At 64.3% G+C, this 22,829-nt stretch carries 31 protein-coding genes and 1 tRNA gene; 11 read left to right on the forward strand and 21 right to left on the reverse strand.

All coding sequences use genetic code 11. The features are described from left to right. Positions 1–58: 58 nt before the first annotated feature. From IB269_RS19575 to IB269_RS29325, 18 genes are all read right to left on the reverse strand, one after another. Positions 59–418 carry a DUF3168 domain-containing protein gene (locus tag IB269_RS19575; protein WP_061289198.1) on the reverse strand — a complete coding sequence of 120 codons (360 nt, stop codon included), beginning with the start codon at positions 416–418 and terminating at the stop codon, positions 59–61. Next, entirely contained in the window at positions 402–959 is a 558-nt protein-coding gene (locus IB269_RS19580; protein ID WP_225614201.1) for an HK97-gp10 family putative phage morphogenesis protein, read from the reverse strand. The genes IB269_RS19575 and IB269_RS19580 overlap by 17 nt, the downstream gene beginning before the upstream one ends. Continuing rightward, complete coding sequence (locus IB269_RS19585; RefSeq protein ID WP_192368038.1) at positions 952–1,293, reverse strand: phage head closure protein; 342 nt, start codon at positions 1,291–1,293, stop codon at positions 952–954. The genes IB269_RS19580 and IB269_RS19585 overlap by 8 nt, the downstream gene beginning before the upstream one ends. A 2-nt stretch (positions 1,294–1,295) precedes the next feature. Next, positions 1,296–1,775, reverse strand: coding sequence for a head-tail connector protein (locus tag IB269_RS19590; protein WP_061289192.1), 480 nt, complete (start codon positions 1,773–1,775; stop codon positions 1,296–1,298). Next, the gene (locus IB269_RS19595) at positions 1,772–2,113 is read right to left on the reverse strand and encodes a hypothetical protein (RefSeq protein WP_225614202.1); all 342 of its coding nucleotides are present in this window, start codon (positions 2,111–2,113) and stop codon (positions 1,772–1,774) included. The genes IB269_RS19590 and IB269_RS19595 overlap by 4 nt, the downstream gene beginning before the upstream one ends. A gap of 128 nt (positions 2,114–2,241) precedes the next feature. Beyond that, positions 2,242–2,520: a hypothetical protein gene (locus IB269_RS19600; RefSeq protein WP_192368040.1), complete on the reverse strand. Its 279-nt coding sequence runs from the start codon at positions 2,518–2,520 to the stop codon at positions 2,242–2,244. A gap of 58 nt (positions 2,521–2,578) precedes the next feature. Then, positions 2,579–3,805, reverse strand: a complete 1,227-nt coding sequence (locus IB269_RS19605) for a phage major capsid protein (RefSeq protein WP_192368041.1) — start codon at positions 3,803–3,805, stop codon at positions 2,579–2,581. 55 nt (positions 3,806–3,860) lie between these two features. Then, the gene (locus tag IB269_RS19610; protein ID WP_192368042.1) at positions 3,861–4,733 is read right to left on the reverse strand and encodes a head maturation protease, ClpP-related; all 873 of its coding nucleotides are present in this window, start codon (positions 4,731–4,733) and stop codon (positions 3,861–3,863) included. A gap of 3 nt (positions 4,734–4,736) precedes the next feature. Beyond that, positions 4,737–6,038 (reverse strand): phage portal protein, encoded by a 1,302-nt coding sequence (locus IB269_RS19615; protein WP_192368043.1) that lies wholly within the window; start codon positions 6,036–6,038, stop codon positions 4,737–4,739. Further along, entirely contained in the window at positions 6,035–7,729 is a 1,695-nt protein-coding gene (locus IB269_RS19620) for a terminase large subunit (RefSeq protein WP_318652173.1), read from the reverse strand. Before IB269_RS19620 ends, IB269_RS19615 begins: the two co-directional genes overlap by 4 nt. 26 nt (positions 7,730–7,755) lie before the next feature. Beyond that, on the reverse strand, positions 7,756–8,244 hold the full coding sequence (locus tag IB269_RS19625) for a hypothetical protein (protein ID WP_061289175.1): 489 nt from the start codon (positions 8,242–8,244) through the stop codon (positions 7,756–7,758). Between the two features lie 303 nt (positions 8,245–8,547). Next, the gene (locus tag IB269_RS29115; RefSeq protein WP_225614203.1) at positions 8,548–8,766 is read right to left on the reverse strand and encodes an HNH endonuclease; all 219 of its coding nucleotides are present in this window, start codon (positions 8,764–8,766) and stop codon (positions 8,548–8,550) included. A 493-nt stretch (positions 8,767–9,259) separates the two neighbouring features. Further along, the gene (locus IB269_RS19635) at positions 9,260–9,694 is read right to left on the reverse strand and encodes a hypothetical protein (protein WP_192368045.1); all 435 of its coding nucleotides are present in this window, start codon (positions 9,692–9,694) and stop codon (positions 9,260–9,262) included. Further along, the gene (locus IB269_RS29120) at positions 9,694–10,179 is read right to left on the reverse strand and encodes a hypothetical protein (protein ID WP_225614204.1); all 486 of its coding nucleotides are present in this window, start codon (positions 10,177–10,179) and stop codon (positions 9,694–9,696) included. The genes IB269_RS19635 and IB269_RS29120 overlap by 1 nt, the downstream gene beginning before the upstream one ends. A 224-nt stretch (positions 10,180–10,403) precedes the next feature. Beyond that, a complete protein-coding gene (locus IB269_RS19645; RefSeq protein WP_192368046.1) occupies positions 10,404–13,118 on the reverse strand; it encodes a VapE domain-containing protein in 2,715 nt (904 codons plus the stop codon). Positions 13,119–13,195: 77 nt separating this feature from the next. Next, entirely contained in the window at positions 13,196–13,486 is a 291-nt protein-coding gene (locus IB269_RS19650; protein ID WP_074931817.1) for a LacI family DNA-binding transcriptional regulator, read from the reverse strand. After that, positions 13,483–14,007: a hypothetical protein gene (locus IB269_RS19655; protein WP_192368047.1), complete on the reverse strand. Its 525-nt coding sequence runs from the start codon at positions 14,005–14,007 to the stop codon at positions 13,483–13,485. The genes IB269_RS19650 and IB269_RS19655 overlap by 4 nt, the downstream gene beginning before the upstream one ends. 198 nt (positions 14,008–14,205) lie before the next feature. Further along, positions 14,206–14,472: a helix-turn-helix domain-containing protein gene (locus IB269_RS29325; RefSeq protein ID WP_074931811.1), complete on the reverse strand. Its 267-nt coding sequence runs from the start codon at positions 14,470–14,472 to the stop codon at positions 14,206–14,208. A gap of 72 nt (positions 14,473–14,544) precedes the next feature. On the opposite strand from IB269_RS29325, the gene IB269_RS19665 reads away from it, so the two are divergent. The 11 genes from IB269_RS19665 (at position 14,545) to IB269_RS19715 (ending at position 20,949) form a co-directional block, all read left to right on the forward strand. After that, positions 14,545–15,234: a LexA family protein gene (locus tag IB269_RS19665; RefSeq protein WP_225614205.1), complete on the forward strand. Its 690-nt coding sequence runs from the start codon at positions 14,545–14,547 to the stop codon at positions 15,232–15,234. Positions 15,235–15,358: 124 nt separating this feature from the next. Beyond that, on the forward strand, positions 15,359–15,655 hold the full coding sequence (locus IB269_RS19670; protein ID WP_192368048.1) for a hypothetical protein: 297 nt from the start codon (positions 15,359–15,361) through the stop codon (positions 15,653–15,655). Continuing rightward, positions 15,655–15,966, forward strand: coding sequence for a hypothetical protein (locus IB269_RS19675; RefSeq protein WP_192368049.1), 312 nt, complete (start codon positions 15,655–15,657; stop codon positions 15,964–15,966). The genes IB269_RS19670 and IB269_RS19675 overlap by 1 nt, the downstream gene beginning before the upstream one ends. A gap of 124 nt (positions 15,967–16,090) precedes the next feature. Next, positions 16,091–16,264 carry a hypothetical protein gene (locus IB269_RS19680; protein ID WP_192368050.1) on the forward strand — a complete coding sequence of 58 codons (174 nt, stop codon included), beginning with the start codon at positions 16,091–16,093 and terminating at the stop codon, positions 16,262–16,264. Beyond that, positions 16,255–16,593: a hypothetical protein gene (locus IB269_RS19685; protein ID WP_192368051.1), complete on the forward strand. Its 339-nt coding sequence runs from the start codon at positions 16,255–16,257 to the stop codon at positions 16,591–16,593. Before IB269_RS19680 ends, IB269_RS19685 begins: the two co-directional genes overlap by 10 nt. Further along, positions 16,586–16,915 (forward strand): hypothetical protein, encoded by a 330-nt coding sequence (locus IB269_RS19690; protein ID WP_192368052.1) that lies wholly within the window; start codon positions 16,586–16,588, stop codon positions 16,913–16,915. Before IB269_RS19685 ends, IB269_RS19690 begins: the two co-directional genes overlap by 8 nt. Further along, on the forward strand, positions 16,912–19,416 hold the full coding sequence (locus IB269_RS19695) for a ParB/RepB/Spo0J family partition protein (protein ID WP_192368053.1): 2,505 nt from the start codon (positions 16,912–16,914) through the stop codon (positions 19,414–19,416). The genes IB269_RS19690 and IB269_RS19695 overlap by 4 nt, the downstream gene beginning before the upstream one ends. Next, entirely contained in the window at positions 19,413–19,802 is a 390-nt protein-coding gene (locus IB269_RS19700) for a hypothetical protein (RefSeq protein WP_192368054.1), read from the forward strand. Before IB269_RS19695 ends, IB269_RS19700 begins: the two co-directional genes overlap by 4 nt. Further along, complete coding sequence (locus tag IB269_RS19705; RefSeq protein ID WP_192368055.1) at positions 19,793–20,089, forward strand: ogr/Delta-like zinc finger family protein; 297 nt, start codon at positions 19,793–19,795, stop codon at positions 20,087–20,089. The genes IB269_RS19700 and IB269_RS19705 overlap by 10 nt, the downstream gene beginning before the upstream one ends. Continuing rightward, positions 20,086–20,613, forward strand: a complete 528-nt coding sequence (locus tag IB269_RS19710; protein ID WP_192368056.1) for a hypothetical protein — start codon at positions 20,086–20,088, stop codon at positions 20,611–20,613. The genes IB269_RS19705 and IB269_RS19710 overlap by 4 nt, the downstream gene beginning before the upstream one ends. 78 nt (positions 20,614–20,691) lie before the next feature. After that, the gene (locus IB269_RS19715; protein WP_192368057.1) at positions 20,692–20,949 is read left to right on the forward strand and encodes a helix-turn-helix domain-containing protein; all 258 of its coding nucleotides are present in this window, start codon (positions 20,692–20,694) and stop codon (positions 20,947–20,949) included. On the opposite strand, the gene IB269_RS19720 is transcribed toward IB269_RS19715, so the two are convergent. The 3 genes from IB269_RS19720 to IB269_RS19730 all read right to left on the reverse strand — a co-directional run bounded on the left by IB269_RS19720 (position 20,896) and on the right by IB269_RS19730 (position 22,546). After that, positions 20,896–22,014: a site-specific integrase gene (locus IB269_RS19720; RefSeq protein ID WP_192368058.1), complete on the reverse strand. Its 1,119-nt coding sequence runs from the start codon at positions 22,012–22,014 to the stop codon at positions 20,896–20,898. The two genes, IB269_RS19715 and IB269_RS19720, sit on opposite strands and share 54 nt — an antisense overlap. A 169-nt stretch (positions 22,015–22,183) precedes the next feature. Next, positions 22,184–22,259, reverse strand: a tRNA-Val gene (locus tag IB269_RS19725). 14 nt (positions 22,260–22,273) lie between these two features. Beyond that, positions 22,274–22,546 carry an HU family DNA-binding protein gene (locus tag IB269_RS19730; protein ID WP_012204727.1) on the reverse strand — a complete coding sequence of 91 codons (273 nt, stop codon included), beginning with the start codon at positions 22,544–22,546 and terminating at the stop codon, positions 22,274–22,276. Positions 22,547–22,829 lie beyond the last annotated feature (283 nt).

The raw sequence follows: 22,829 nt of genomic DNA on the forward strand, positions 1-22,829 counted from the left end.
AGTTCCTTTCAGACGAAAAAAAACCGCCTGAAGGCGGCCGGTTGCACAAGGGGCGGCATCAGGTGTCCCGATGCCAGAAGTAAAAATCCTGCCGCGTTCCCCGCAGCTTGGTGGCCTGGTCGTAGACGCTGGAGAACGCCCCCAGCGCTTCCGAGACAAGCTCACTTTCGATCAGCACCTTTTCGACCTGCAGGGCAATGGCCGTGGCCTGCGTGCGCCGGTCGTCCCAGACGTTGATCTGTATGCGCGCATGCCGGTGGTCCGGCAGCCGCTTTTCCAGGTACTGCCTGGCGCGGCCGCCCGTCTGCTCGTAGGTGATGTAGGGCTTGCCCGCATGGTCGGGCGCAAGGTCAGGATAGATCCGCCCGCCCACCAGTGGCCCCAGCAGTTGCACGATGCGCTCATTGAGCGTTGCCATTCGGTCCTCCTACTCCAGCGATCTCGCTGATCAGCTCCTGCCAGCGCTCACGCCCTCGGCGCATCATGGCCGCCTGCGCGCTGGCGGTAGTGGCCTCGTAGGCCGAGCGCAGGAACGATTGACCGGGGATGTATTTGGGCACTGGCAGGCGCTGGGTTTTATCGGTCCAGAACCTGCCCAAGCTGTCCACGCGAACCTTGTAGATCTGCATGTACCCAAATTCCACCAGGTGGCCATGCGGCGCCTTGCGCCCGTTCCAAGTGACCGAATAGCGCGCCTGGTTGGTGCCCTGGGACTTGGTCTTGTAGGCCAGGTAGATGGCGCCGTACAGCACATCGGTGCGCAGCGGTACGCGCTGCTTGGCCTCGTCGCGGATGACCTTGCCACCTGCCACCGCCATGGAGCGCGCCAGGCTGACGCGCGCGGCCTCGCCCAGTTTGTCCAGGTTGGCGAAGACTTCGGACATGTCCGTGGCCATGCCCGCGCCCTTGGCAGCCCGGGCGCGGTCGCGCGCAGTGACGAGGTTGCGGCCGTTAGCCATTGTTGGCCCCCGTGGCCACCACCAGGTCAGTGTGCTCGCGCCGCGCCTCGTCGTGAACAACCTGGCGGATCTCGTAGACCACGCCGGCGCCCACCGCACGCATGCCGGCGGTCAGGCCTGGCCGGTACGGCGTGCGGATGCTGTACTGCACCCGGCTGACTTCCTGAGCCGCCGCAACGAACTCGCCCGCGATCTGGCCCAGGCCGGAGGGCGCGAGGATGTTTCCCCAGACCTTGATGACATCCTGCCAGTCGTCCAGGGGCTGCCCATCGCCATCGACGCCTGGCGCGCGCTGCTGGATGAGAAACCGGCGCTTGTATGCTCCTGCACCCATCTCTAGCCCCCCCAGCCCACACGGTCGGGCAGCAGGAAATGCTCTGCGCCCACGGGCAGGTCCGTGACCGTGGCGCCGCGCGCCACCGTCTCGCGGTTCTCGCTCAGATGACCCAGCAGCAGCAGCAGGGCCACGCGAATATTCGCGGTGAGCACCATTCCGCGCAGGACATGCTGGGCAGACTCCAGCGCGTCGGCATAGGCGTCGTCAGCAGCACAAGAAAGCAGCCGCGCTGTCGCAGGGTCCGCGATCTGCCCTGCAGCTTCTTGCGCCTGCTCCCGCGCAGCGAGGGCGGCCGCCAGCGCAGCAGGGACACCGGCCCGGGCCGCATCAAGGGAGGCCTGGTCCGGGTACACATTGCGGTTCAGGAACCGCTGCGCGGCAGCGTCCGCACCATCCAGGTAGGGCTGTATCTGCTCGGCCGGATAGTCGGGCTCTACGCGCAGGTGCGCGCGGCCCTCATCGAGCGAGATGAGGCTCATGAGAGTGCATCCTCCAGGGTTGCCAAGGGGAAAAGGTCCAGCGCCGTGGAGCGCGTGGCGTTGACGATGTGCATGCCCGCCAGCCTGGGCAAGACAGCGCGGAACTGTGCGGGCCAATGCGCAATGCCATCGGCGTTGCCCAGGCCTGCAGGATGGTCCGCATGCCAGTGCGCGCGACCGTCGAGCCGCTGCAGGTCGTAGCCAAGCAGGGTGACGTGCCGCACACCCCACCAGGCAGCCTGCGCGATCAGCGCGGCACCGCTGTTGGTGCGCTCACCACCGAGCCACGCACGCTCGCAGCGGATACCCAGGGGCTGCAGTTTGGGCTGGGGTGACACCAGCAGGCCTGCGCACTGGGCGCGCACCTCGGTCAGGTGCTCGCGCCACCAGGCGAGGTCGAGTCCGTAGATGACGTCGGCCCAGGGGCATCGGCGGAAGGTGGTGTTGGTGACGAAGACAGCTCGGCCTATTCCTCGGCCTTGCCCGTCTTCGCGCCAGCGGCGCGCGGCTTCGCAGTCTGCTTGGGTGAGGCTTGGGCCGCTGGCGATGCAGACGGCTTGCTGCCAGCGGCCGGTGTAGGGCCCGGCGTGCCAGGGTTGGCAGGCGCCGGGTCCGTGGACAGCCGGACCAGGCCTGATTTTTTCAAGGCCAGGGCCTGCACCTGGCTGACGCGGAAGGTGTCTCCACAGCGGCGGCGGCCGTCGTGGTCGAAACCGCTCAGCGCGATGACTTCGATAGTGCTCATGGTGCTACATCCAAAAAAAAGGGCCACCGTGCAGACGTGTGCACGGCAGCCAGGTGGATCAGGAGCTGGCCGGCACGGGTGCAGGGTTGACGCCCGTGAAGTTGCCATTCACGAAGGCTTCGGGCCGGTAGACCGTCAGCGCGGCACGCAGCTCGGCCAGGATCGTGACCATGTTCTTCACGAAGTTGTCACGGTCCTGGGTGCTGACGGTCACAACTGCGCTTTCGCGGTCCCAGGCCTGCGCGCCCAGGCTGAACGCGCCGACAAGGAAGTTGTTCGCGTCCTGCGCCGGCGTGGAGACCACGGGACGGCCCCACAGTCCCGGCACGGCCAGGCCGCGCGGCGTGGCAAACAGGTAGGCGTTGTCGGCGGTCTTGGTCAGCTCGATCTCTGTCCAGTCGATGGGGTTGAGCACGATGCCGTCTGCCGTGTACTCGGCCAGCTCGGCCTGCAGCAGCGCGATGCGCAGGCGGTCGATGGCGGTCTCATTCTGGACAGTGACGCCAGGATTGGCGTAGGCCGCTGCCTGCGGAATGATGCCGTGCATGTTCAGGCCCACGCCGGAGCCCTTGAGCAACTGCAGCTCCAGCTTGACATCCAGGCCGTACAGCAGGCGGCCGTCGATGTACGACTGCAGCATGGGCACATCGCTCAGCACCTGCTTGGATGCGCGGATGAAGTGGGCAATGGTCGCCACTTTCTCACTGTCCAGCTCGAAGGTGATGTCCGATTCGGGCTTGGGGTTGGACGGGTTTTCCGCCACCGGGGCAGCGTTGTTCGTGAAGCCGGTTTCGCGCACGAATTCCACGGCGTTGCCGGTGGTCGGCCCCCAGTTGAGCAGATCGCTCACGAAAAGGCGCTGCTGGGGCGGCACGATGAGGCCAGGCACGCGCTGAGGCTGGATGAGCGATCCCGCCGAGCCGTCGCCGCTGGTAACAGCAGCCTTAACGGAGCCTACCTTCACGGTCACGCTGGCAGGGTTGCTGACGTCGAAGTTCTTGATGGCCTCTGCAGCCACCACCCGCGCACCGATGGACTGCGGGGTGCCGTCGCTGCCCCCGCCGTGTTGCAGCTTGGCCAGGATCTGCTCGGCCGCCTTGAGGTTGGCGCGCAGTTCACCCTGATCGACCAGCAGCTTGTCCACGCTGGCCTTGGTTTCCTGGCTCATCTGGGCATTGGCCTTGATTTCCTTTTGCGCCGTCTCGGCATAGGCCTTGAGCTTGTCGCCCACGTCCTTGAGGTCGGCCTGGACCTGCTTGTATTCGGCTTCGATATTGCTGGGCATGAGATTTCCCCTGTCAAAAATTTGGATGGATGGATGGATGGGTGGATGTGGCGCGCTATGCCCGGGCAAGCAACGCGCTCAGCGAGCCGGAAAGCGACGATGCCGCTCCGGTTGCTGTGGACCGCTCAAGGTCGATGGGGTCGCCCGCATCGCGCCCGCCCGGGTCGCCCAGGCTGGCCTTGAACTCGCTGATGAGGCGCACGGCCTCTGACTTGGGCATGCCCGAGGTGCGCAGTGCGGCCTCGATGCGCCGCACCGCCGCTGCGCTGGCCTTGGCCTCGCCCTTGCCGACCTGGTCAGAGGGCAGCAGCTCGTCGGCCAGGCCGCGCTCTATGGCGTCGGAGCCACCGATCCAGGATTCGGCATCCATGAGCCGGCGCGCTTCTTTGTCGGCCATGCCGGAGCGCGCCACGTAGATGTCTGCCATGGCAGCGTCGAAGGGCTCCAGCCAGTCGGCGATTTCGCGGAAGTCGTTGCGGTTGCCTGCTGCGATGACCCATCCGTTGTGCACCATGAAAAACGCCGCACGGGCGATCTGGACGGTGTCTCCGGCCATGGCGATGATGGAGGCCGCCGAGGCGGCCAGGCCAACAACCTTGACCGTGACTTCACCCTTGTGCTCGCGCAGCAGGTTGTAGATGGCCAGGCCCTCGAACATGTCGCCGCCGGGGCTGTTGATGTTGACGGTGACAGGGCCTGCACCCAGGCTGCGCAGGGCGCCGGCAACGCGCTTGGCGGTGACGCCCTCGCCGCTCCAGTAGTCGTAGCCGATCACGTCATAGACGCTGATGCTGCGGTCCTCCTGGTCCTCGGTAAGGGCGGAACGCACCTCGCGGTTCCAGCGGTCCAGGGCGCGCGGCAGTATTTCGCTGCGCACGCTTGCGCTCGGGCGGCCGGCCGGGGCGCCCGGTAGTTCTCTGATGCTCATGGTTCAGCCTTTCTGTGGCTCGTCGGTGTCGAAGCCCAGCAGCGACCTGAGCGCTGCCCGGGCCTGCTGGTTGTTGTCGAGCTGGCCCAGGGAGTCCAGCGTGGTCATGGCCGATTGCACGGTGAGCACCGCAGCATTGCCGCCCATGGGCGGCCGGTCCTCCAGCTCGCGCACCTCGTCGCGGGTCAGGATGCCCTTGTCCACCATGACGCCGTAGAACGCCGCCCGCGCCGCGCTGTCGGTGCGCAGCAGGCCCTCCACCGCGTACTTGGCGTAGTAGCGCAGTCGGTCGCCAGGGGTGAGCAGATCCTTGGTAATGGCCTGCTCGATGGACTTGATGATCGGACCCAGGCAGAACGTCAGGAACCCAATCAACTCCTGCTCCATGCCAGAGCCCCATTTGGTGGCGCCCTGCGATGCATGGCCCACCATCCAGGGCGGCACGCCGAACCATCGGCAGATCTCTTCAACGCTCCACGCCCGGGATTCGAGCAGCTGCACATCCTTGGGGCTGATGTTGATGGCTTCGACCTCGATCCCGCCCTCCAGCAGCGGTGCCTCGCCGTTCTCGATGAGGCCGACGACGTTCTTCCGGAATTCGGCACGCTGCTCCGGCTGCAGGAACTTGGCCACCTTGTAGAACAGGTTCTGCAGCGCGCCGTTGCGAAACGCCCGCCCTGCTGCCTGGTCCGCCGCCTGGGCCTGCCCGAAAACCTTGGCGCCGTACTCGATGACGCTGACGCCGTTGCGGCCGTCAAGCGTGAACCCGGGGACAGTCCAGACCCGGGACGCAGGGATGATGCGCTGCTTGCCGTTGAAGTCCAGGTAGCGCCAGTCCAGCACGATGGAGCCCTGCTTGCGTCCCACCGTCAGGCGCCCAGGGACCAGGAATTCCAGGCCCACCAGGCGCTCGCCGAGCATCAGCCTTTCTGCCCGCCCGCAGCCTTGGGTGAGCATGGCCGAGACCATCGCCTGCCAGAACATGGTTGCTGTGGCATCGGGGTTGGGCACATCGTGCAGGATGCTGTGCAGGCCATGCTCCGGCGCCACCCGCTTGCCGGCGCCGTCCTTCGCGTAGATGCTCAGCGGCAGCGTGGCGATGGTGGAGGAGATGAGCCGCACACAAGCCCAGGCCGCCGACAGCTGCAGCATGCTGCGCTGGTTGACTGAGACCCCGGAGGCCAGGTCCACGCCGAAAACGGCGGCCGAGCCAATGGGGTCGCTGATGCTGGCGGACTGGCCTCGCAGCCCATGCACGGCGGCGCGCAACCTGCCGCGCATGCGGTGGTAGAGGGTTGGTTTCATCTGCTCGTAGTTCCTGCTGTTGCGGGACTGGCGAAGAAGCCGTCCTCATCACCCGTTTCATCGGGCCTGGCGTAGCGGCCCAGGGCCATCACCGTGGCCACGATGCCGTCTATGCGTCCGTTTTCCTTGCTGGTCTTTTTGTTCGGCCGGTAGTTGCCATTGCTGTCGAACAGCAGCGACACATTGCCCGCGCAGTAGCGCAGCACGGGGTTGCCGCCATGGGCCAGCATGCCGCCGTACACCAGCTTTTCCAGTTCCTTGCTGCCAGGCCCCATGCCGCCGGTGTTCTGCGGGATGTTGACCATGGGCAGGCCTTCGGCCATCAGCTCGTTGACCAGGTGCTGGGCATTCCAGTCGTCAAAGCCCAGCTCAACGATGTCGAAGTCCTTGCCCGCCTGGACGATGACCTGTCGCACCGCGCTGTAGTCGGTGACGTTGCCAGGCGTGGCGATAAGCCACCCCTCCTCCACCCATTGGCGATAGGAGGCCTCGTCTTCGGCCTCTTCGAGCAGCTTGGATTCGGGCACCCAGTGCCACGCCAGGACGTGGACCGTGGTTTCGCCCTCCAGTGGCGGGAACACCAGCACGAAGGCGGTAAGGTCCCGCACGCTGGCCAAGTCCAGTCCGCCATAGCAGCGGCGCCCCTTGAGCATGGCCGGCAGGAAGGGCTTGCCGCACCTGTCCCAGACCTGGATATCGAACCACCCTTCGGCGTCGTTGCACCAGATGTTGAGGTCCTTGGTCAGGAAGTTGGCCCGCGCACCCGGCAGGGCCTTGGCCTTGCGCGCCTGGGTGCGCATGTAGTCCCACATCTTGCTGCGGCCCAGCCCGGGGTTTGCCTTGGGCCAATTCCGCTCGTCGTAGTAGTCATCCCCCACGTCCAGCGTGTAGATGTAGCCGAAGAACGCATCGTCCTGGCGGCGCCCCTCAAGGATGCTGACCAGGTAGCTGCGTATCTCCACGCAGATGCCATTGAGGATGAAGCCCGCCGTTGTGATGGCCGACAGCAATGGATCTTCACGCGCGCCCAGGGCCGACTCCATCACGTCCCACACATCGCGGTTGCTGGCCGCATGCAGCTCGTCGTACATGATGGCCGAGGGGTTCAGGCCATCCAGGTGCTCGGCATTGGCCGGCAGCGGCTGGAAAACGTTGCTGTCGCCGAACTGGACCTTTTCCTGATTGGCGCCCTCGTAGATACGAAAGCTGCGCCGGGTGCGCTCCGAGCGGCGGCACCATCGCTTGATGTTGTCGAACGCCGGCTTGAACACCGTCATGGCCTGCGCCCGCGTGGTGGCCACTGCGTAGACCTCGGCGCCACCCTGCCCCGCCATCGAAAACAGGTACGCGCCCTGCGGCCCCTTCCAGGTGCTTTTGCCATTCTTGCGCGCCACCTCCTCATAGGAGCGCGTGAACCTGCGCAGCCCTGTGGCGGCGTGGCGCCAGCCGTAGAGCACGGCCGTCCAGAACTTCTGCCAGGGGTCCAGCAGGATAGGCTTACCCGTCAGCGGCCCCTTGATATGGACAAAGAACCGCTCGATGAAGTGGATGATGTGCCAGGCGTGATCCGGCTGGAACACCAGGCCTCGGGCACCGGCCTCCTTCAGATCGCGGTAGTGCCGCAGCACGGCCAGGTAGACATATTTGCCGGTGACCACCTCATTGCGCAGCACGGGCAAACCGTAGTCCACATCCCATTGCTGCAGCTGCTCGGGGATCAGTGCGTCGCACTGCCGCCGGGTAAGCTGGTAGCGTGGCTTGCGAGGGCGGCGAACAGGTCGTCCTGCTGCCCCTGCGGCCCCGCGTCTTTCCGCACCCGGGCCAGTGACGGTATGGTCAAGCATGCTTTGGGTAGCCACTGGCCCAGCTCCATTTTCAAGCGGGCCTCATCCTTGGCCCAAGGCATTTCCGTCACCCATCCCGTTTTGGATGTCTGGGTCCGGCCCTTCTCATCGCACAGCGCCACGGCCTTGAGCCAGTCGGCGAAGGTGCGCACGATCACCGCAATCGGAATGCCGGCGGTCAGGTGCTCGACCCCGGCGCGGCGCAGCGAGTCGCAGATGTACTCGTAGAGCTTTTGCTCCTCCTCGCCCAGCCGCAGCATCTCGGGCGCAGCCGGAGATTCGATTGCTCCCGGCTGACTCGCCACGTATCCAGCGCCCACGGCCGGCAACTGGACCGCGAACTCATCAGCTTTCTTGGTCATGACACTCCTAGTTAAACCCCCAGGGGGTAGTTACCGCTCCCCAAGAAAGTCCAGTGGAGCGGTCGGTTTCCAGGGCCGAGGGCCCCGACTTTTGACCCCCCCTCCCCCCTGGGTCCGGTCGATGGCAGGGGTCGGGCACCCCCGCCGATGGGGCGGCGATGGCCCTGGCAGGGGCGCCATGGGGCGATCTCCCGCACACCCATGCCCGGACTAGTGCGAGCGGGCTGCGTGCGTCCTGCGGGCTGTGAGGGCCTTTGCCGCTGGTGCGTCCCGGCCGGCGGGCAACCTCGGCCCGCCGGCCCATCAACGTCCGCGATACGCAGCCCGATGCAGGCCGCGCCGCCGCTCAAGTTCCGTCTTGGCATCGTGGTGCTCATCGCACAAGCCCTGCAGGTTGCTCGGGTCGTTGGTCCCGCCCTCTTCAAGAGGCACGATGTGGTCCAGCTTGTCCCACAGCCGCACGATGCCGGCCTTAGCGCACTCCACACACAGCGGCGCCTCGCGCTTGCGCTCTTCGCGCATGCGCTGCAAGGCTCGGCCAGCAAGGCGCTTGATGGGTGCCGGTCTGTTGCGCACCCACGCTTTCTTTGGGTGCTTGGCACAGCGGCCAGAGCCGTCATGCACCAGTGCGCCACATCCCGGATGCGTACAGGGACGCGGAGCAGCAGATGGCATGGTTCTTCCAGAATGTGCCGGTTACGGGTCCGGCGCTGATGGGTCAGCCGTCGAGGTTCGCGCGCACGATTCCCAAGATCGCGCGCCGTGTCGTTTACCCAGACACGCGGCCCCTAGCACTCTTGGCATCGCGGTAATGGGAAGGCCCGGCGTTGCGCTCCACCTCCGTGGCGCCGGTTTGTCTTTATCACTCGTACCTCAGCGAGTCATGGGACACCGGGGATTGCTGCCCGATGGAGCCCAAAGAAAAGCCCCGCCGGGTCTGCACCGGGCGGGGCTGGCAAGTGATCAGCGGTTAGGGGCACTGAGCACTAGCTTGCCGCAAATGTAGCCCAACTCTCTATGGTGGAAAACTCCCCGCGCGTCGCATGTACTCACGGCCACGGGCCAGCGCCTCGCGCTCTTCCCTGATGCGTTGCTGCTCCTGCAGCCAGTGGTCAATGTACTGGTCCGCCTGGTTGAGATGGGCATGGATGGTGCTCGGCCCCTTGCCCATGGTACGGGCGATCATCGACACACCCAGGTCCCGCAGGTAGTAGGCATGGACCGTTGCATAAAGATGGCGCCTCTCCTGCTCCATCTCCTGCACCGCCTTGTCTACCTCCTCGGCCTCCTGGTCGATATGCGGGATCTGGCAACCTCCATAGCTGTTACGGCCCCAGACATCGACTGCCAGCACGTTGACCGAATGGAAACCCAGGCCACTGCTGTTGAGCCGGGACTTCCACAGCGCCCAGTTGTCCAGCTTGCGCTTGATGTGCTCGATGCGTGCCATCAATTCGCCCCCAGATCACCATGGCCAGCGATGATGCAGACGTGTGCACAGCCCATCCGCGAGATGAGGCGCGAGACCTCGACCATGCGGCTCAGCTTGGTGAAGGGCGTCCCTGCCACCTGCCCCGCCTCTGTCGCCCAAAAGCAGCCAGGCCGGCCAGCCAACCCCATCCGCACCAGTCGCCACACCCGAGCGTCTTTCTCTGCATGGCGCTGGATCGTCTTGTAGACCTCGGGCATTGAGGACTTGATGCGCTGCTGCCCCGCTGCAATCAAGGCCTTCTCCTGCTCCGTCCATTCAGTCTGACCGCTCCCATTTGCTGCGGCCCCACCCGTCTTGTTCATTTGTTCACCCTGTTCAGTCAAATAGATAGAGGGATTGCGAGTGGACTTGCGCACATGCGCGTCAGCGCCCAGGTGCGCCCACCTACGCACATCCGGGCCTTGGGGTGAACGGTCAATGACCAGGCAATGCAGCGGCTTCAACCCTTGAAATCAAGGTTTGCTATTGCTGTATGGACCCAGGCGAAAGCCTGAACACCCTGAACAACTGAACAGATCAGCTCATGGGGGCATGGCAGGCCATCCCCGCCACTGCACCGCAGGCCGGGCGCACTGTCGCCCTGGCCACTGCATGGACGCGAATCACGCCTCCAGCCATGCAGGCAGTGCAGCGCGTTTCAGGCGCTGCCGTGTTGTTGCGAACGAAATCAGAAGGGCTCATCGTCACCAGGCCATGCGGTTGGCTGATCGCCCAACCCATTGGGCAGGGGCGGCAGATCGCCGGGACGCGGCCCCTCTGGCTCCGGCCTGGCATCGTCTTGCCTGGTCCAGTCCTCGGCCACCGCCTCCAGCTCGGGCGGCCAGACAGCAGGGCGGAAGTACACGCCCGACTCCAGCGCTCCATTGACACGCTGCCTGCCCTTGAACTCCCACCCGTTGCTCTCAAGCCAGGCCTCAACCTGGCCCTTGAGCGCCGGCGTGGCCTTGCCGATGTCCACGCCAAGAGCCTTGATCAATGCGTTGATGGGCACACGCTCTGCATGGGCGTTGATAAACTGGGCATTCATGCCGGCTTCCCGTGTCAGCAGCTTGAACAGCTCGCCATCCACCGCCGACTCCTGCAGGCGGCTTTCCTGCATGGGGACGAACAGGCGCTTTTCCTCGTCCTCAGAGGGCGTGTAGACGATTCCGCCCTGCTGATACAGCGCATATGCCTCTGCCATCAGCTGGCCCCGCATGCGCTCAAGCCACTCCGTCTTGATGACGTGACGCACGGGGACGGGCCAGAAACGACGATTGCCCGTGCGGTCGCGCAGGTACTTCTTGTCATTGGTCGAGCCCACCAGCACGCACTGCCGGGGGAAAGCCTGCGCCTGCTCCCCGTAGGCCACACGGTAGTTATCGGTTTTGGACGAGATAAAGGCCTTGATGTCGTTGACATCCGCCTTGGAAAAGCTCGACAGCTCGCCCAGCTCGTACACCCATTTGCCGCGCACCTGCTCATAGGCATCCTTGCCTCGGCTCAGGTCGAACTTTGTATCGCTGTACCACTCCGGGCGCACGGCCAGCACCTCGACCATGGTGGACTTGCGCAATCCGCCCTTGCCTTCCAGCACCGGGCAATAGTCGAACTTGCAGCCGGGCTGCATCACCCGCCAGATCATCCCCAACACCCAGTAGCGGCCCACCAGCTTGAGGTATTCAGCCATCGACGGAGACAGAGTTTCCGGGGACTCACCCAACACATGGATCAGCCACTTGTCCAGGCGCGGCTCCTGGTCCCACTCCTGCTCCTGCAGCCACTCCCGCACGGGATGGAAACGCTCGGTATAGGCCACCGTCGCAATGCCGTCTTTGATGTTCTGCGTTGACACGTCACCCACCTTGTAAACATCGTTGAGATACAAGCCGAGCAGCAGGGTGCTGTCGGCCTCCAGTTCGCCCGCTTGGGCATGAGCCCAGGGCCAGGCCTTGCGCACCTGAGTGCCCTTGGTCATCTCGTTGTAGGCAACGCATCCCTGCAGCTTCGCGTCGTTCTGCAGGGCGGCCACCACCAGGCTGCGGCGCAGATCCCAGCGCCGCTTTTTCTTGTCGTAGAACGGCCAAAGCCAACCCTGGTCGCCGGGCTCGTCGTCGGCCATTGGCGGGTCCAGTGGCGGCATCACCCCACCGCCGCCCGTGCCAACGGGGACAAGGGGTTTGGGCGGCTGGTCGTCGCCAGCTGCAGCCCCTGCAGGAGCGTCATCCGCCTGAGCCGCCAAGGCGGGCAAAGGCTGCGCGCGGCCAAAGAACGCAAGCACGTCATCTGCCGTCCATCCGTCCTCGACAATCGCATCCTTGCAGTCCCAGCCGCTCACCTTCTCGCCCGGCTTGGGGATAGGAAGCAGTTGCACCGTGCACGCGTGTTCATCTCGAAGAACCTGGCCGATGCCCAGCATGGCTTTCATGCCCGGCTGCTTGTCTTCCGGGAGCAGAGGCTTGCGGGCCTGCAGCGCCTCCTTTGCAGCGTCGTCACCCTTGACGCTCTCCTGCTCGGCCCGCGTCAACCGCTCACGCTGCGCATCGCAGTCCGGCCACAGCAGCACCGTGCACCCGGCAAGCCAGACCCACAGGGCCTTCTGCCAGACCTTGCATCCACCCGGCCAGCTGGCAACGCAATAGACACCCGGCGCCACCCGGTCCAGCAGTTGCTGCAGCACTTCGGCTTTCACCTCGCCTTCCACAAGCACAACCGTACGGCCACCAGGCAGCGTCCAACCAGGCAGATACAACGGGCGCGGTTCGTCCCACTGCTTCCATTTCCATTGCCCTGCTCCATCGCGGGCGGACTTGCAGAATGTGAGCGGTAGCGTGTCCTTGCCTCCGCTGCTAGTCAGAAAGCGTACGACATAGCCGTGGTGCTCATCGCCCACGCGATACTCGGCCACATGCACCAACGACTCGGGCTTGCGCTCGTAGTGCTGGAAAGTTGCCGCCGGCGCATAGTCAGGAACTGGCACCAGGGTGCTCCAACCTTCCCGCTCTTTTTGAGGCTTGGGCGCTGGCTGCGGCCGTGGATTCGCCGCCGCCACAACCGGAGCCCCTGCAGCCGTCTTGACCAACCCCGCGACACTCTCAAGCCGCTCCTCACGCGCCACCTGCACCGCGGCCTTTGCGTTGCTCAGGTCGTGAATTGCCGCGTAGAGGCTGATGAGGTCTCGGCCCTGCTCATCCGATGCGGCGAAGTCCGCCCATTGCCCTGTGATGAGATTGACGCTGCAGCTGTCGCCCCGGCCTCCGCTCAGGTCCGCGCACTTGTACTCATGGCCGAGCACAGTCCCGCCGGGCAGCCAGCGCGGCACCAGATTGTGAGCATTCTGCAGAAGCGCCTCGGCCAGCGCCTCGAAATTGATGGGGGGCAGTGGTTCCCGGTGCTGGGTCATGCAGCACCCCACGCGCCCGCAAGCGGACCAGACACGCCGGCGTCCCTAACACCAGCGACGTGCACAAACATCATTGACTATCCCCAGAGCTGCAGGGCCTGCGTGAGGCCGAAATTCGATTCGTTGGCGGCGTGGACCTGGTGCGGCAGCGCGTACTCGGCTGCGGGCCGATTGCGGCCCGGCACGGTGCGCTCACCACAGATGGCAAGCCGGTGATACCGGCGCATGTCCTTGATAGTTCGGCTGGCGGCTGCAACACCCACGCCCGCCGCCTCGGCGATCTCGCGCATGGTCGGCCCCCTGCCCGGGGTCCACAGCCGCTCTACGGCCTGCAGCAATGCCTTGCTGATCTCGCCCGCCGGCCTCATGTGAAGTCCTCCGAGCGACCAGCAGCGCGCCGGGCGTTGCGGCGCAGGCGCCACAGCAGCTCGATGGCCTGCATGCATTGCGCCTCCAGCTCATCGCACTCGCGGCCATCGATCAGGCCGTCTGCAGTGGCATTCATGCCGATGGTGGCGAGCGTTCCGTTTTGCGCGGTGATCTGCAGGAGCTTTTCGCGGATCGCAGCGGCCTCGCAGGGCCAGCCACCATCGGGCGGCGGGGGAAGGTGAGCAGCCGCCATCCCGAAGCGGCCATTGAATGCCTGCAGCCAGCGAAGGGCATCAGGGTCGTGCTGATCGACCAGCCACTCCGACAGCAGCTCAAGCATCTCTGTGCTCAGCGACTCGCCATCAGCACCCCGCAGGCGGCGCCGCAGATCCTCAGGGTGAATGGACTTTTCGCGGCGGTCCGTCAGGAAAGTGGCCGCTGCCGTCACGCCACCACTGGCACGGCGGATCGTGTTGTAGAGGATGTCGCGCCAGTCGGCAGCGGAATAGCGGCGGGTCATTGCCGGTCCCCTTGAATCGTGGAAATTTCAGGATGGCGCCCGCGCAACGTGCCGAAGACACTGCGGGCATGACGAAAAGAAAGACCCACTCCAGGAAGCAACGCAAGCCGCATGCACCTGCCCGCGCGTGCAGCACCCAATCGGGGGAGGAGACAAATCCCGGGCGACGTTGCCGGGTTGCTGGAGGGGGAAGAAAAGCTATGCACTGGTATCTCCCACCGCATGAGCACCACGGCGAAGCAGGACATCCCAGCGCACCCGCGGCCTCAACTGCTCACACAGGACACCTGTGCTCTCCTCGATGAGGGGGCAGTACTCAGCGGGGACGCCGTTGCCAGAGTCCAGCCAATAAGACACATGCCCCTGCTTCTTTCCAATCAATCGAGCGAGCGCGGCTTGGCCGCCCGCCTTCTTGATGGCAGAGAGCAGAGCATCGTGTGGATTCAAAGCAGTTTGTTGGGTCATAACAAGCTGCTTTGTATCTTACTACAAAGAATTTTGCAACCAACAAAACAAAGAAATTTGTAGCATCAAGCCATGTCGCTGACTCACCCACAACTTGCCGAACGAATACGCCTTGCAATGGAGATCGCCAAAATGCCTAGCCAAAGCGAGCTTGCAAGGGCCGTGGGCATCAAGCCGCAGGCGGTGCAGTACTTGCTCGACCCACGCAACAACGCCACCGGCAGCAAGCACTTGGTGAAGATTGCCGAGGCGCTTGGAGTGAATGCGGTGTGGCTGGCAACAGGCCTGGGAGAACCTACGGACCAGCAAACGCATTCAAACGTTGAGCCGGGCCCAGACGTCAATCGCGGCATCCTTTACCCCCTGATCACCTGGGTGCAAGCCGGGGTCTGGAACGGCAACTGCGAGGCCTTCACCCCCTACCAGGCAGAGCAGTGGTACATGAGTCCACATAACCTCGGGCCACGAGGGTACGTTTTGCGGGTGCGCGGCGAGTCCATGACAAATCCCCAGGGGCGCTACTCGTTTCCTGAGGGAATGCTTCTTTTCGTCAACCCCGACAAAGACCCAACACCTGGGCAATTCGTGATCGCCCGCCGCGATGCAGACAACGAGGCGACCTTCAAGCGGTACACCCTGGTTGATGGGAAGCCCTACCTTGAGGCCCTAAATCCAGACTGGCCGCACAAGTACATAGAGATGCGTCCGGGCGACACCTTCGGCGGCATTGTTGTAGATGCGTCGTTCGGGAAGCTCCCCTGATCTACAAATTGCCTTGTTGACACAGGCAACAAATTGATTTGTAATTCGCCTGCCTGAGCCCCCCGCTCAGGCGGGCGCACCGGCCTGCAAAGCCGCGCGCCCTCCGTCAAACAGGAGGCCCGGCATGCAATGCAGCAGTACAGCAGACAGTGCACACGTCTGCACCCTCACTCTCGCCGTAGACACGACGCCGCTGCAGCGGCAAATCCAGCAGCTTGAGCGCCTGCTCTGGCCCTATCGACTCGCCGCAATGTGCGATGCCGCGACTGCACGGGTGCAGCAAGGCATCCTGCACGCAGCCGGCGAGGCATACATCGCCCTCGACATCCCACCCCCGGACAGCCACGTCATCGACGTGCTGATGTCCATCCCCGGCCTGGCCGGCGTCGTGCTGACCGATGCCGATGCGGGAGGCCTGTGATGTCGGCAGCCGTCACACAAGCCAAGCACTCGCTGCACACGCCGTACGCGGCGATGTACCTGCTCATCGCAAACCGTTGCCTTGCCGAGGCCGCGACCCTGAAGCTGGTGCATGACCGCTGCATCAAAGACGCCCCCGAAGACGAAGTAGAGGCCCTTTGGTCCGGCGCGTACGAACTGAGGAAAAAGGGGACTGAAGCACTCAAAGACGCCACTGCGCGCGGCGCGCTGCTGTTTTTCGGACAGCCCGCCGCGATTGACGCAGCGCAGGTGATTGAGCTTCGCGCTATACCCAAGGGGCCAGCATGCTGACCCTCTACACCGTCACATGCGGCCGAACGCGCCACACCATCCGCGCCACCGGCGCCGCTGATGCCATCGCCCGCGCAATGGCCCTCTTCGGCCACAGCCACCCCATCAGCGCGAGGGCCGCACGATGAGCCGCCCTCCCATCCAGATGGACGGCCCGCACCGCCCACGCCGTGCCATGCGCCGTGCAGCCAGCCGCTGGGCTGTAGTCGTCGTGCTCGCACTGGTTGCAGTGCTGTGCATCGTCGCACCACCCGCCATTGCAGCCGCCATCCACTTCGGGGGCACGCCATGGCTCTGATCCAGATCACCGGCACCCTGGTGCAAGACGTCGAGGTGCGCACGCTGCCGCAAGGCCCGGACAGCACCCCCATGCCCGTGCTCGTCGCCATCTTTGACAGCGACGGTCCTGGCCAACTGCCCGTCAAAGCCGAGCTTGTCTACCCGCCCAACCTGCGGCCCCAAGCCCAGCAATACGCAAAGACGCTCAAGCGCGGCATGCGCGTGTCCGTCACTGCGCCCATCCATCAGATCCGCACAACGCTCGGCCACTGCCAGGCCATCCAGCAGCTGCGCGAACCCGCCCCCGATCAATCTCAACTGCAACTACTGGAGGCCGCTCATGGCTAATCCCATCGTGATCGCTGTTTCCCTCATCGGCCCTGGCGAAGTCCAGATCGAAACCAACCTGCAGGCGCCCCGCCCGGGCGCGCCCCTGGCTCCCCAGGAGGCTGCAGCGCTGGAACTGGTCCAGCAGGGCGCCAAGCAACCGTCTTGCCGCCGCGTGCTCTTCGACACCGCCAAGGTCGATCCCGACACAACTGCGTGCGTTGACCTGGTGCGCGAACTGTTCAACCCCGAGGGCTTCGCTCACAGCGTGAGCGCCGAGGTGCGCAACGCGGCACGCCGCGCCTTCGGCATCAAGGGACAGCAGGAGGGCCTTGCAGCATGACCACCGCGAACGACAACCCGACAGCCGCCCTGCCCACACCTGGCGCGGGCGCCCTGATGCTGCATGTGCCCCTGCAGAGCATTGCACGCAGCCTGCGCAACCCGCGAAAGCACTTCGACCAGGCAAAGCTGCAGGAACTGGCGGACAGTATCAAAGCCACGGGCGTGCATCAGCCCATCCTGCTGCGCCCGCTGCCCGAAGCGCGCATTGCTGATGAGCAGGCGTGGGCCAAGGCCGAAAAGCGCGAGCGCGCGCAGTATGAGCTGGTCGCGGGCGAGCGCCGGTGGCGCGCCAGCCAGTTGGCAGGCCTGGGAGAGATCCCCGCGATGATTCGCCCGATGTCCGACGCCGACGCACTGCGCGCGGCCGTGATCGAGAACCTGCAGCGGGCCGACATCACGAAGCTGGAGGAGGCCGAGGGCTACCGCGAGCTGCTGGACCTGGGAGAGACAACCGCCGAAAAGATCGCAGAAGACGTGGGAAAGAGCCGGACCTATGTGTTCAACGTGATGAAGGTGCTCGACCTGTGCGAGGAAGGCCGCGATGCGCTGCGCCAGGGCAAGATCGATTTCAGCAAGGCGCAGTTGATCGCTCGCATCCCCGACGAAGGGCTGCAGCTCAAGGCACTGGGCTACTGCACGGAGACCAACTACAGGGGCGACACTCCCAGCTATCGCTCCTGCGCCGAGCATGTCCAGCAGAACTACATGCTCAATCTGCACAGTGCCCCGTTCAAGATGACGGACGAGGCCCTGCTACCGGCCGCAGGAAGCTGCAAGGCCTGCCCAAAACGCACCGGCGCCAATCCCGACCTCTTCAATGATGTCAGTGCAGACGTATGCACCGACCCCAAGTGCTACCGCGAAAAGGAAGAGGCCCACGCCATCTCCATCAAACGCACAGCTGTAGAGCGCGGCCAACACATCATCGAAGGCCGCGAAGCCAAGACCCTGATGCCAAGCGCCTATTCCGGCGAAGTGGCCGGCTATCTGCGCCTCGATGACAAGCGCGACAGCCCCACCGACAAGCCCCTGCGCAAGCTGATCGGCAAGGCCATGGAAAGCCATGGCATCCTGCCCACCCTGATCGCCAACCCCCACAAAAATGGGGAACTGATCGCGGTCATCACAGCTGACCAAGCACAACTACTTCTCAAGGATGCGCAGCAGGAAGAAGCTGCCGAGAAGATCCAGCAGGAAACCCAACGCGAGCAGCAGCAGGCCAAGCATGCCGCCGATCAGAAGCGCAAAAGCGACTATGAAACCCAATGGCGCTGGGACGTGCTCGAAGAGACTTGGAAGGCGCTCTCCGAACTTGGCGGCGCTCCTGTGTCCGATGAATTGCTGCGCTACTGCGCCCGCAACATCGCGCGAAGCTACAGCCAGGACCGCGCCAAGAAGCTGTGCAAGCTGCTGGACCTGGGCAAGGTCGCGCCCGTAGAGGGCCTGTTGCAACACATCGCCGACAACGATGCGCCCGGCGACCTACTGCAGTTGCTGGTGATGTACGGCGACGTGGAATACCGCCACTGGCTCAAGGACGACGCCGACGCAAACAAAGGCCTGCACCTTGTTGCGGCGTACTGGAGCATAGACATCGCAGCCGTCAAGGCCAAGACAAAGGCCAATCAGCGCGCCGCCGCAGCTCAGGCCGAGGCAAGAGCAGCCGCAAAGGCCTCTGTATCTGCTGCCCCGAAGGCGGATCTACCCCTTGATCCCGCTGCGCGCGCTGGCGAGAGTCGCGCGAAGGGCAAAGCCAAAAAATCCCCCGCTGCGCGTGCGAGCGCCGAGCCGAAGACGACTGCCGCCGAAGCCTCGGCCGCCATCGCGGCCGCGCTACAAGACCAAGAATCAGGCGCGGCCGCAGCCGCGCAAAGCGACGAGGGGGCGCCTGTCGCTGACGCGCAGGCACCCATTCAAGGTGCGGCTGCAGCCGCACAGGGCGACGATGCAGGCCCAGTCGCAGCTGACGCTGCGCAGGGCCTGCCGCCCTCCTCCGCAGCCGCCGAAGTTGACCAGGCCGTGACCCCTGACGTGCAGCAGTCTGCGCCCGCGCAGACTGCCCCCGCTAACGATGGCCAGGACAGTGCGCACGCCGGCACCTGGGCAGCAGATCAAGTAGCCACCAGCCAGGCGCCCACGTTCGCGGCCGGCGACCTGGTGCGCGTCAAAGACGGCCTCAAAGGCACGACGGGGAGGCCCCTCAAAGAGTGCGGCCGCGTGGGCGTGGTGCGGCCCGGCCATTTGTCGCTGATCGTGGAGTTTGGCCGTGGTGTAGGCCAGCGCGCAGGCTTCGAGGCCGAGGAGCTAGAGCCCTACACAGCGGACCCCATCGTGGGCAAGCGCGTGCGTGTGCTCAACCCCGATAGCGCACATCGCTGGCAAGAGGGAGCCGTTGCCGCGCTGACGGCCGAGGGCTGGAAAGTGGAGTTTGCGGGCAAGCCTGGCTCTGTGGCCAAGACCGCGATTTTTGAGACCAAGGAATTGGAGAGCCTGGCATGAGCACCCAAAATTCAACCCACCCAGCAGTCGCCGCCCTGCGCCTCTATGAGGCGGCTCACGAAGACCTGTTTGTGCAGTGCTGCAGCAACCCCATCAAGAACGCCTGGGGCAAAGAGGTGAACCTCGCCAAGCTGAACATTGCGCACGAAGCAGCCGGCCGCGCTCTCAACGCCTCGCCCGCCCTGGAAGCGCCTGCAGCTCCGGCCCTGGACGCCAAGGCCATTGCCGAGGACGTATGCCAGCGCGTGGCCGAACTGCCGGACAGAGACAGCCCGACTGACTGGCCTGAGGCCATGCTCGTTACGGGGCCGGAGCTGATCAACGCTGTGACGTGCGAGATCATGCAGGCCCTGGCAGCAGCCAAGGGGAGCCAGCCATGCGCATGATGTGCCCCCACTGCAACGAGTTTGCATACACCCGCACCAGCCAGCAGCTGACCAGGACCAGCCGCGAAACCATCTTCCAATGCCGCAATACCGACTGCGGCCATGTGTTCTCGGCCGTCACGGAAATCAACCGCACGATCAGCCCGAGCGCGATCCCTGACCCCAAGGTGATCCTGCCCATGAGCACGCACATCAAGCGCCAACTGCTGCAAACGCAGCTGGCCGAGATGCCAAGCGCGCCGCATCGCACGGGCATGCATCCAGTCTTTGGAGCAGACCTATCATGAGCAGCCGTCGCAAACCCTTCCGCAGCCGCTGGGCCAAGGGCAACCCGCTGCAGGTCATCAACCGGCATGGGACGCACCTGACGGCCGCCGAGGTCGCTTCGATCATTGACCCTGTGCGCGCGTGCTTCGCCCAGATCCGTGCTGGCACAGCCACCGAGCTGCAGGCCACGGTCTTGCACACCACCCTGCTGATCTCCCAGGAGATTGAGCGCGGCGGAATCGTGCGAGGCCTGGCTGAGCACATCGACTCGGCCCGGGTGGCATGCGAAGCCTATTTCGCACGGAGCATCAGCGCCGGCACCTGGCGCCCAAGCGCCGTCCACTTCCACGAGTTGGACGCTCTATCCGTCTCCATCGACCTGCACATCTACCAGCTGCAGCAGCTGACATCGGCCGAGCTGGACGAGATCAAACGCAAGGTCATCGCACGCGCACAAAGCAGTGGCCGCGAAGTGATCGCGGCCGACACCGACCTGGGCAATGCCAGGCCATACCGCTACAGAAAGACAAAGGTGCATGCATGAGCACTGCCCCCATCCTGCAATTCGCGCCGGCCGCGCTGGAACGCGACCAGGTAGCCGCCGCATAAAAGGAAAAAAACAATGACCAACACAGAAACGCTCAACATCCGGGAAGCAGCGGAAATCCTCAAAATCCACGTCAAGACCGCCGAGGACCTGGTGCGAGATGGCGAAATTCCAGCGGGCAAAATCGGCCGCGCCTATGTCCTCATGCGCCGTGACGTGGTGCGCTACGCCGAGAAAGCCATTCTCCAGCAGACAGCCGAACGCCTTGTGCGCAAGCGCTCACCAAAGAGCGTTGGCAAGGTCCGTGCCCCGCAGGTTCGCGTAGCGCATTAGCATGCGCTGCGTCTTGTGGCCTGTGATCTTCATGATCTGCGTCTCGCTCAGCGTGGTCCGCTCAAACAGGCGGCTGGTCGCTTCGTGACGCAGATCATGAAATCGCAGGCCCTTGGCGCCGGCCTGCTCCATGATCCCGGCATACAGGTTCGACAGGTAATCAGTGGTGGCATGCAGGTCTTCATCGCGCTTCGACCACCACGGGAAAATCAACGACTGCGGACTGGGCAGATCCAGGCCCTGCAGGTAGCTCTCCAGCACTCCAACTGCCACCGTGGACAGCGGCACCTGCCGTTTGTCACCGTTCTTGGTCTTGTCCAAAAACACCGTTCGCCGCGGCAGGTCCACCTGCACGAGCGTCAGCGTGTACATCTCGCGCATCCGCATGGCCGTCTCCACGGCCAGGACAAATAGGCATCCCAGCGCCGCCTGATGCTCCAGCTTCAGCGGCCGTTGCTTGCGCGCCAGCACTCCCCCATCGATCACGGCCAGCACGGCCTCATATTCCCCGCGCTCCAAGCGCCTGTCGCGCTCAACATCTGTGCGCGCACCACCTTCAGCCAGGGCGGCGTCGGTCTTCGTGTACTGTGCATACCCGTCGGGCAAGGTGCGCAATGGGTGGTCAGGCAGGGACAGCAGCCCCTTTCGCATCCCCCAGTCTGTGCATCTGGCCAGCGCGCCCACCTTCGCGCGGATGGTTGCCGGCGCAAGGTTCTCCACTCGCTTCATCTCGGAGATCCACCCGTCCACCCAGGCCGAATTGATCTCGCTCAGCGGGTAGTGGCCACGGCTTTCGAGAATGGTGCCGAGGGCACTTCGATCCTTCGGCGACGGGTGCGCATCACGCTCGTACTCGCGCACCAGCTCCTTGATCGTCAGCACAACCTCAGCCTTCTGGTGCTCGGCGGGCACGATGCCGCGTGACAGCAACGCATCCAGCCTGGCTGCATATTCATCGCCCTCTGCCTCGGTTGCAAAGGTCAGGTAGAGCGGTTTGTCCAGCACGCCCCGGCGCTTGAACGTGTACTGCCAGGTGCCATTTGGGAACTGTTTCTTGCCTGCCAAGCCGGCCTCCGATGTGCTGCAAATGGGGCGCGAGTCTACGCCCAGGCAGGATGGTAGACAACTATTCTCGGCTGGTAGACGCTCCCTTTGGCTACCATTCTGGCGGGTAAAACGGGCAAAGAAAAAGGCCCTAGATGTCTCTAGGGCCTTGATTTCATTCAGTTTTCGGTGGTGGGTGCTGACGGGGTCGAACCGCCGACCTACGCCTTGTAAGGGCGCCGCTCTACCAACTGAGCTAAGCACCCCACCTTGACTGGTGTCAGTTCAGGGCATCTTTCAATGCCTTGCCCGGACGGAACTTTGGAACCTTGGCGGCCTTGATCTTGATGGTTTCGCCGGTGCGGGGGTTGCGGCCCGTACGAGCAGCGCGCTTACCAACGGCGAATGTGCCAAAACCAACGAGCGACACTGTACCACCCTTTTTGAGGGTTTTCTTCACAGCCTCAATCGTGGAATCCAGTGCACGAGCAGCCGCAGCCTTGGAGATGTCGGCGTTGTTAGCGATGTGCTCAATCAGTTCGGTTTTATTCACAAGATGCCTCTGGAGAAATAAGTGAATGGGATGTCTCTGCGGCCACCAACTTGGCTCGGCCAGAAACCCGGCGCGACGGATACGGAATCTGGCTTGCCGTTCGATGCCTGCCTCGGGGCAGACATCGGTGAATTAAAGCCATCGACCTTCCAGGTGTCAATGCACGCTGCGCATCGCAGCGACAGGGGACGATTCTATGCGGTTTTGGCGCCAGCTTTGGCTTTGCGGCCGGTTTTTTGCGCCCGGCGCAGGCTAGCGGCTTCACGAATTGACAAGGGTTGAC

This window comes from Delftia sp. DLF01 (genome assembly GCF_014852125.1).
In the GTDB taxonomy this organism is placed as follows: Bacteria; Pseudomonadota; Gammaproteobacteria; order Burkholderiales; family Burkholderiaceae_C; genus Comamonas; species Comamonas acidovorans.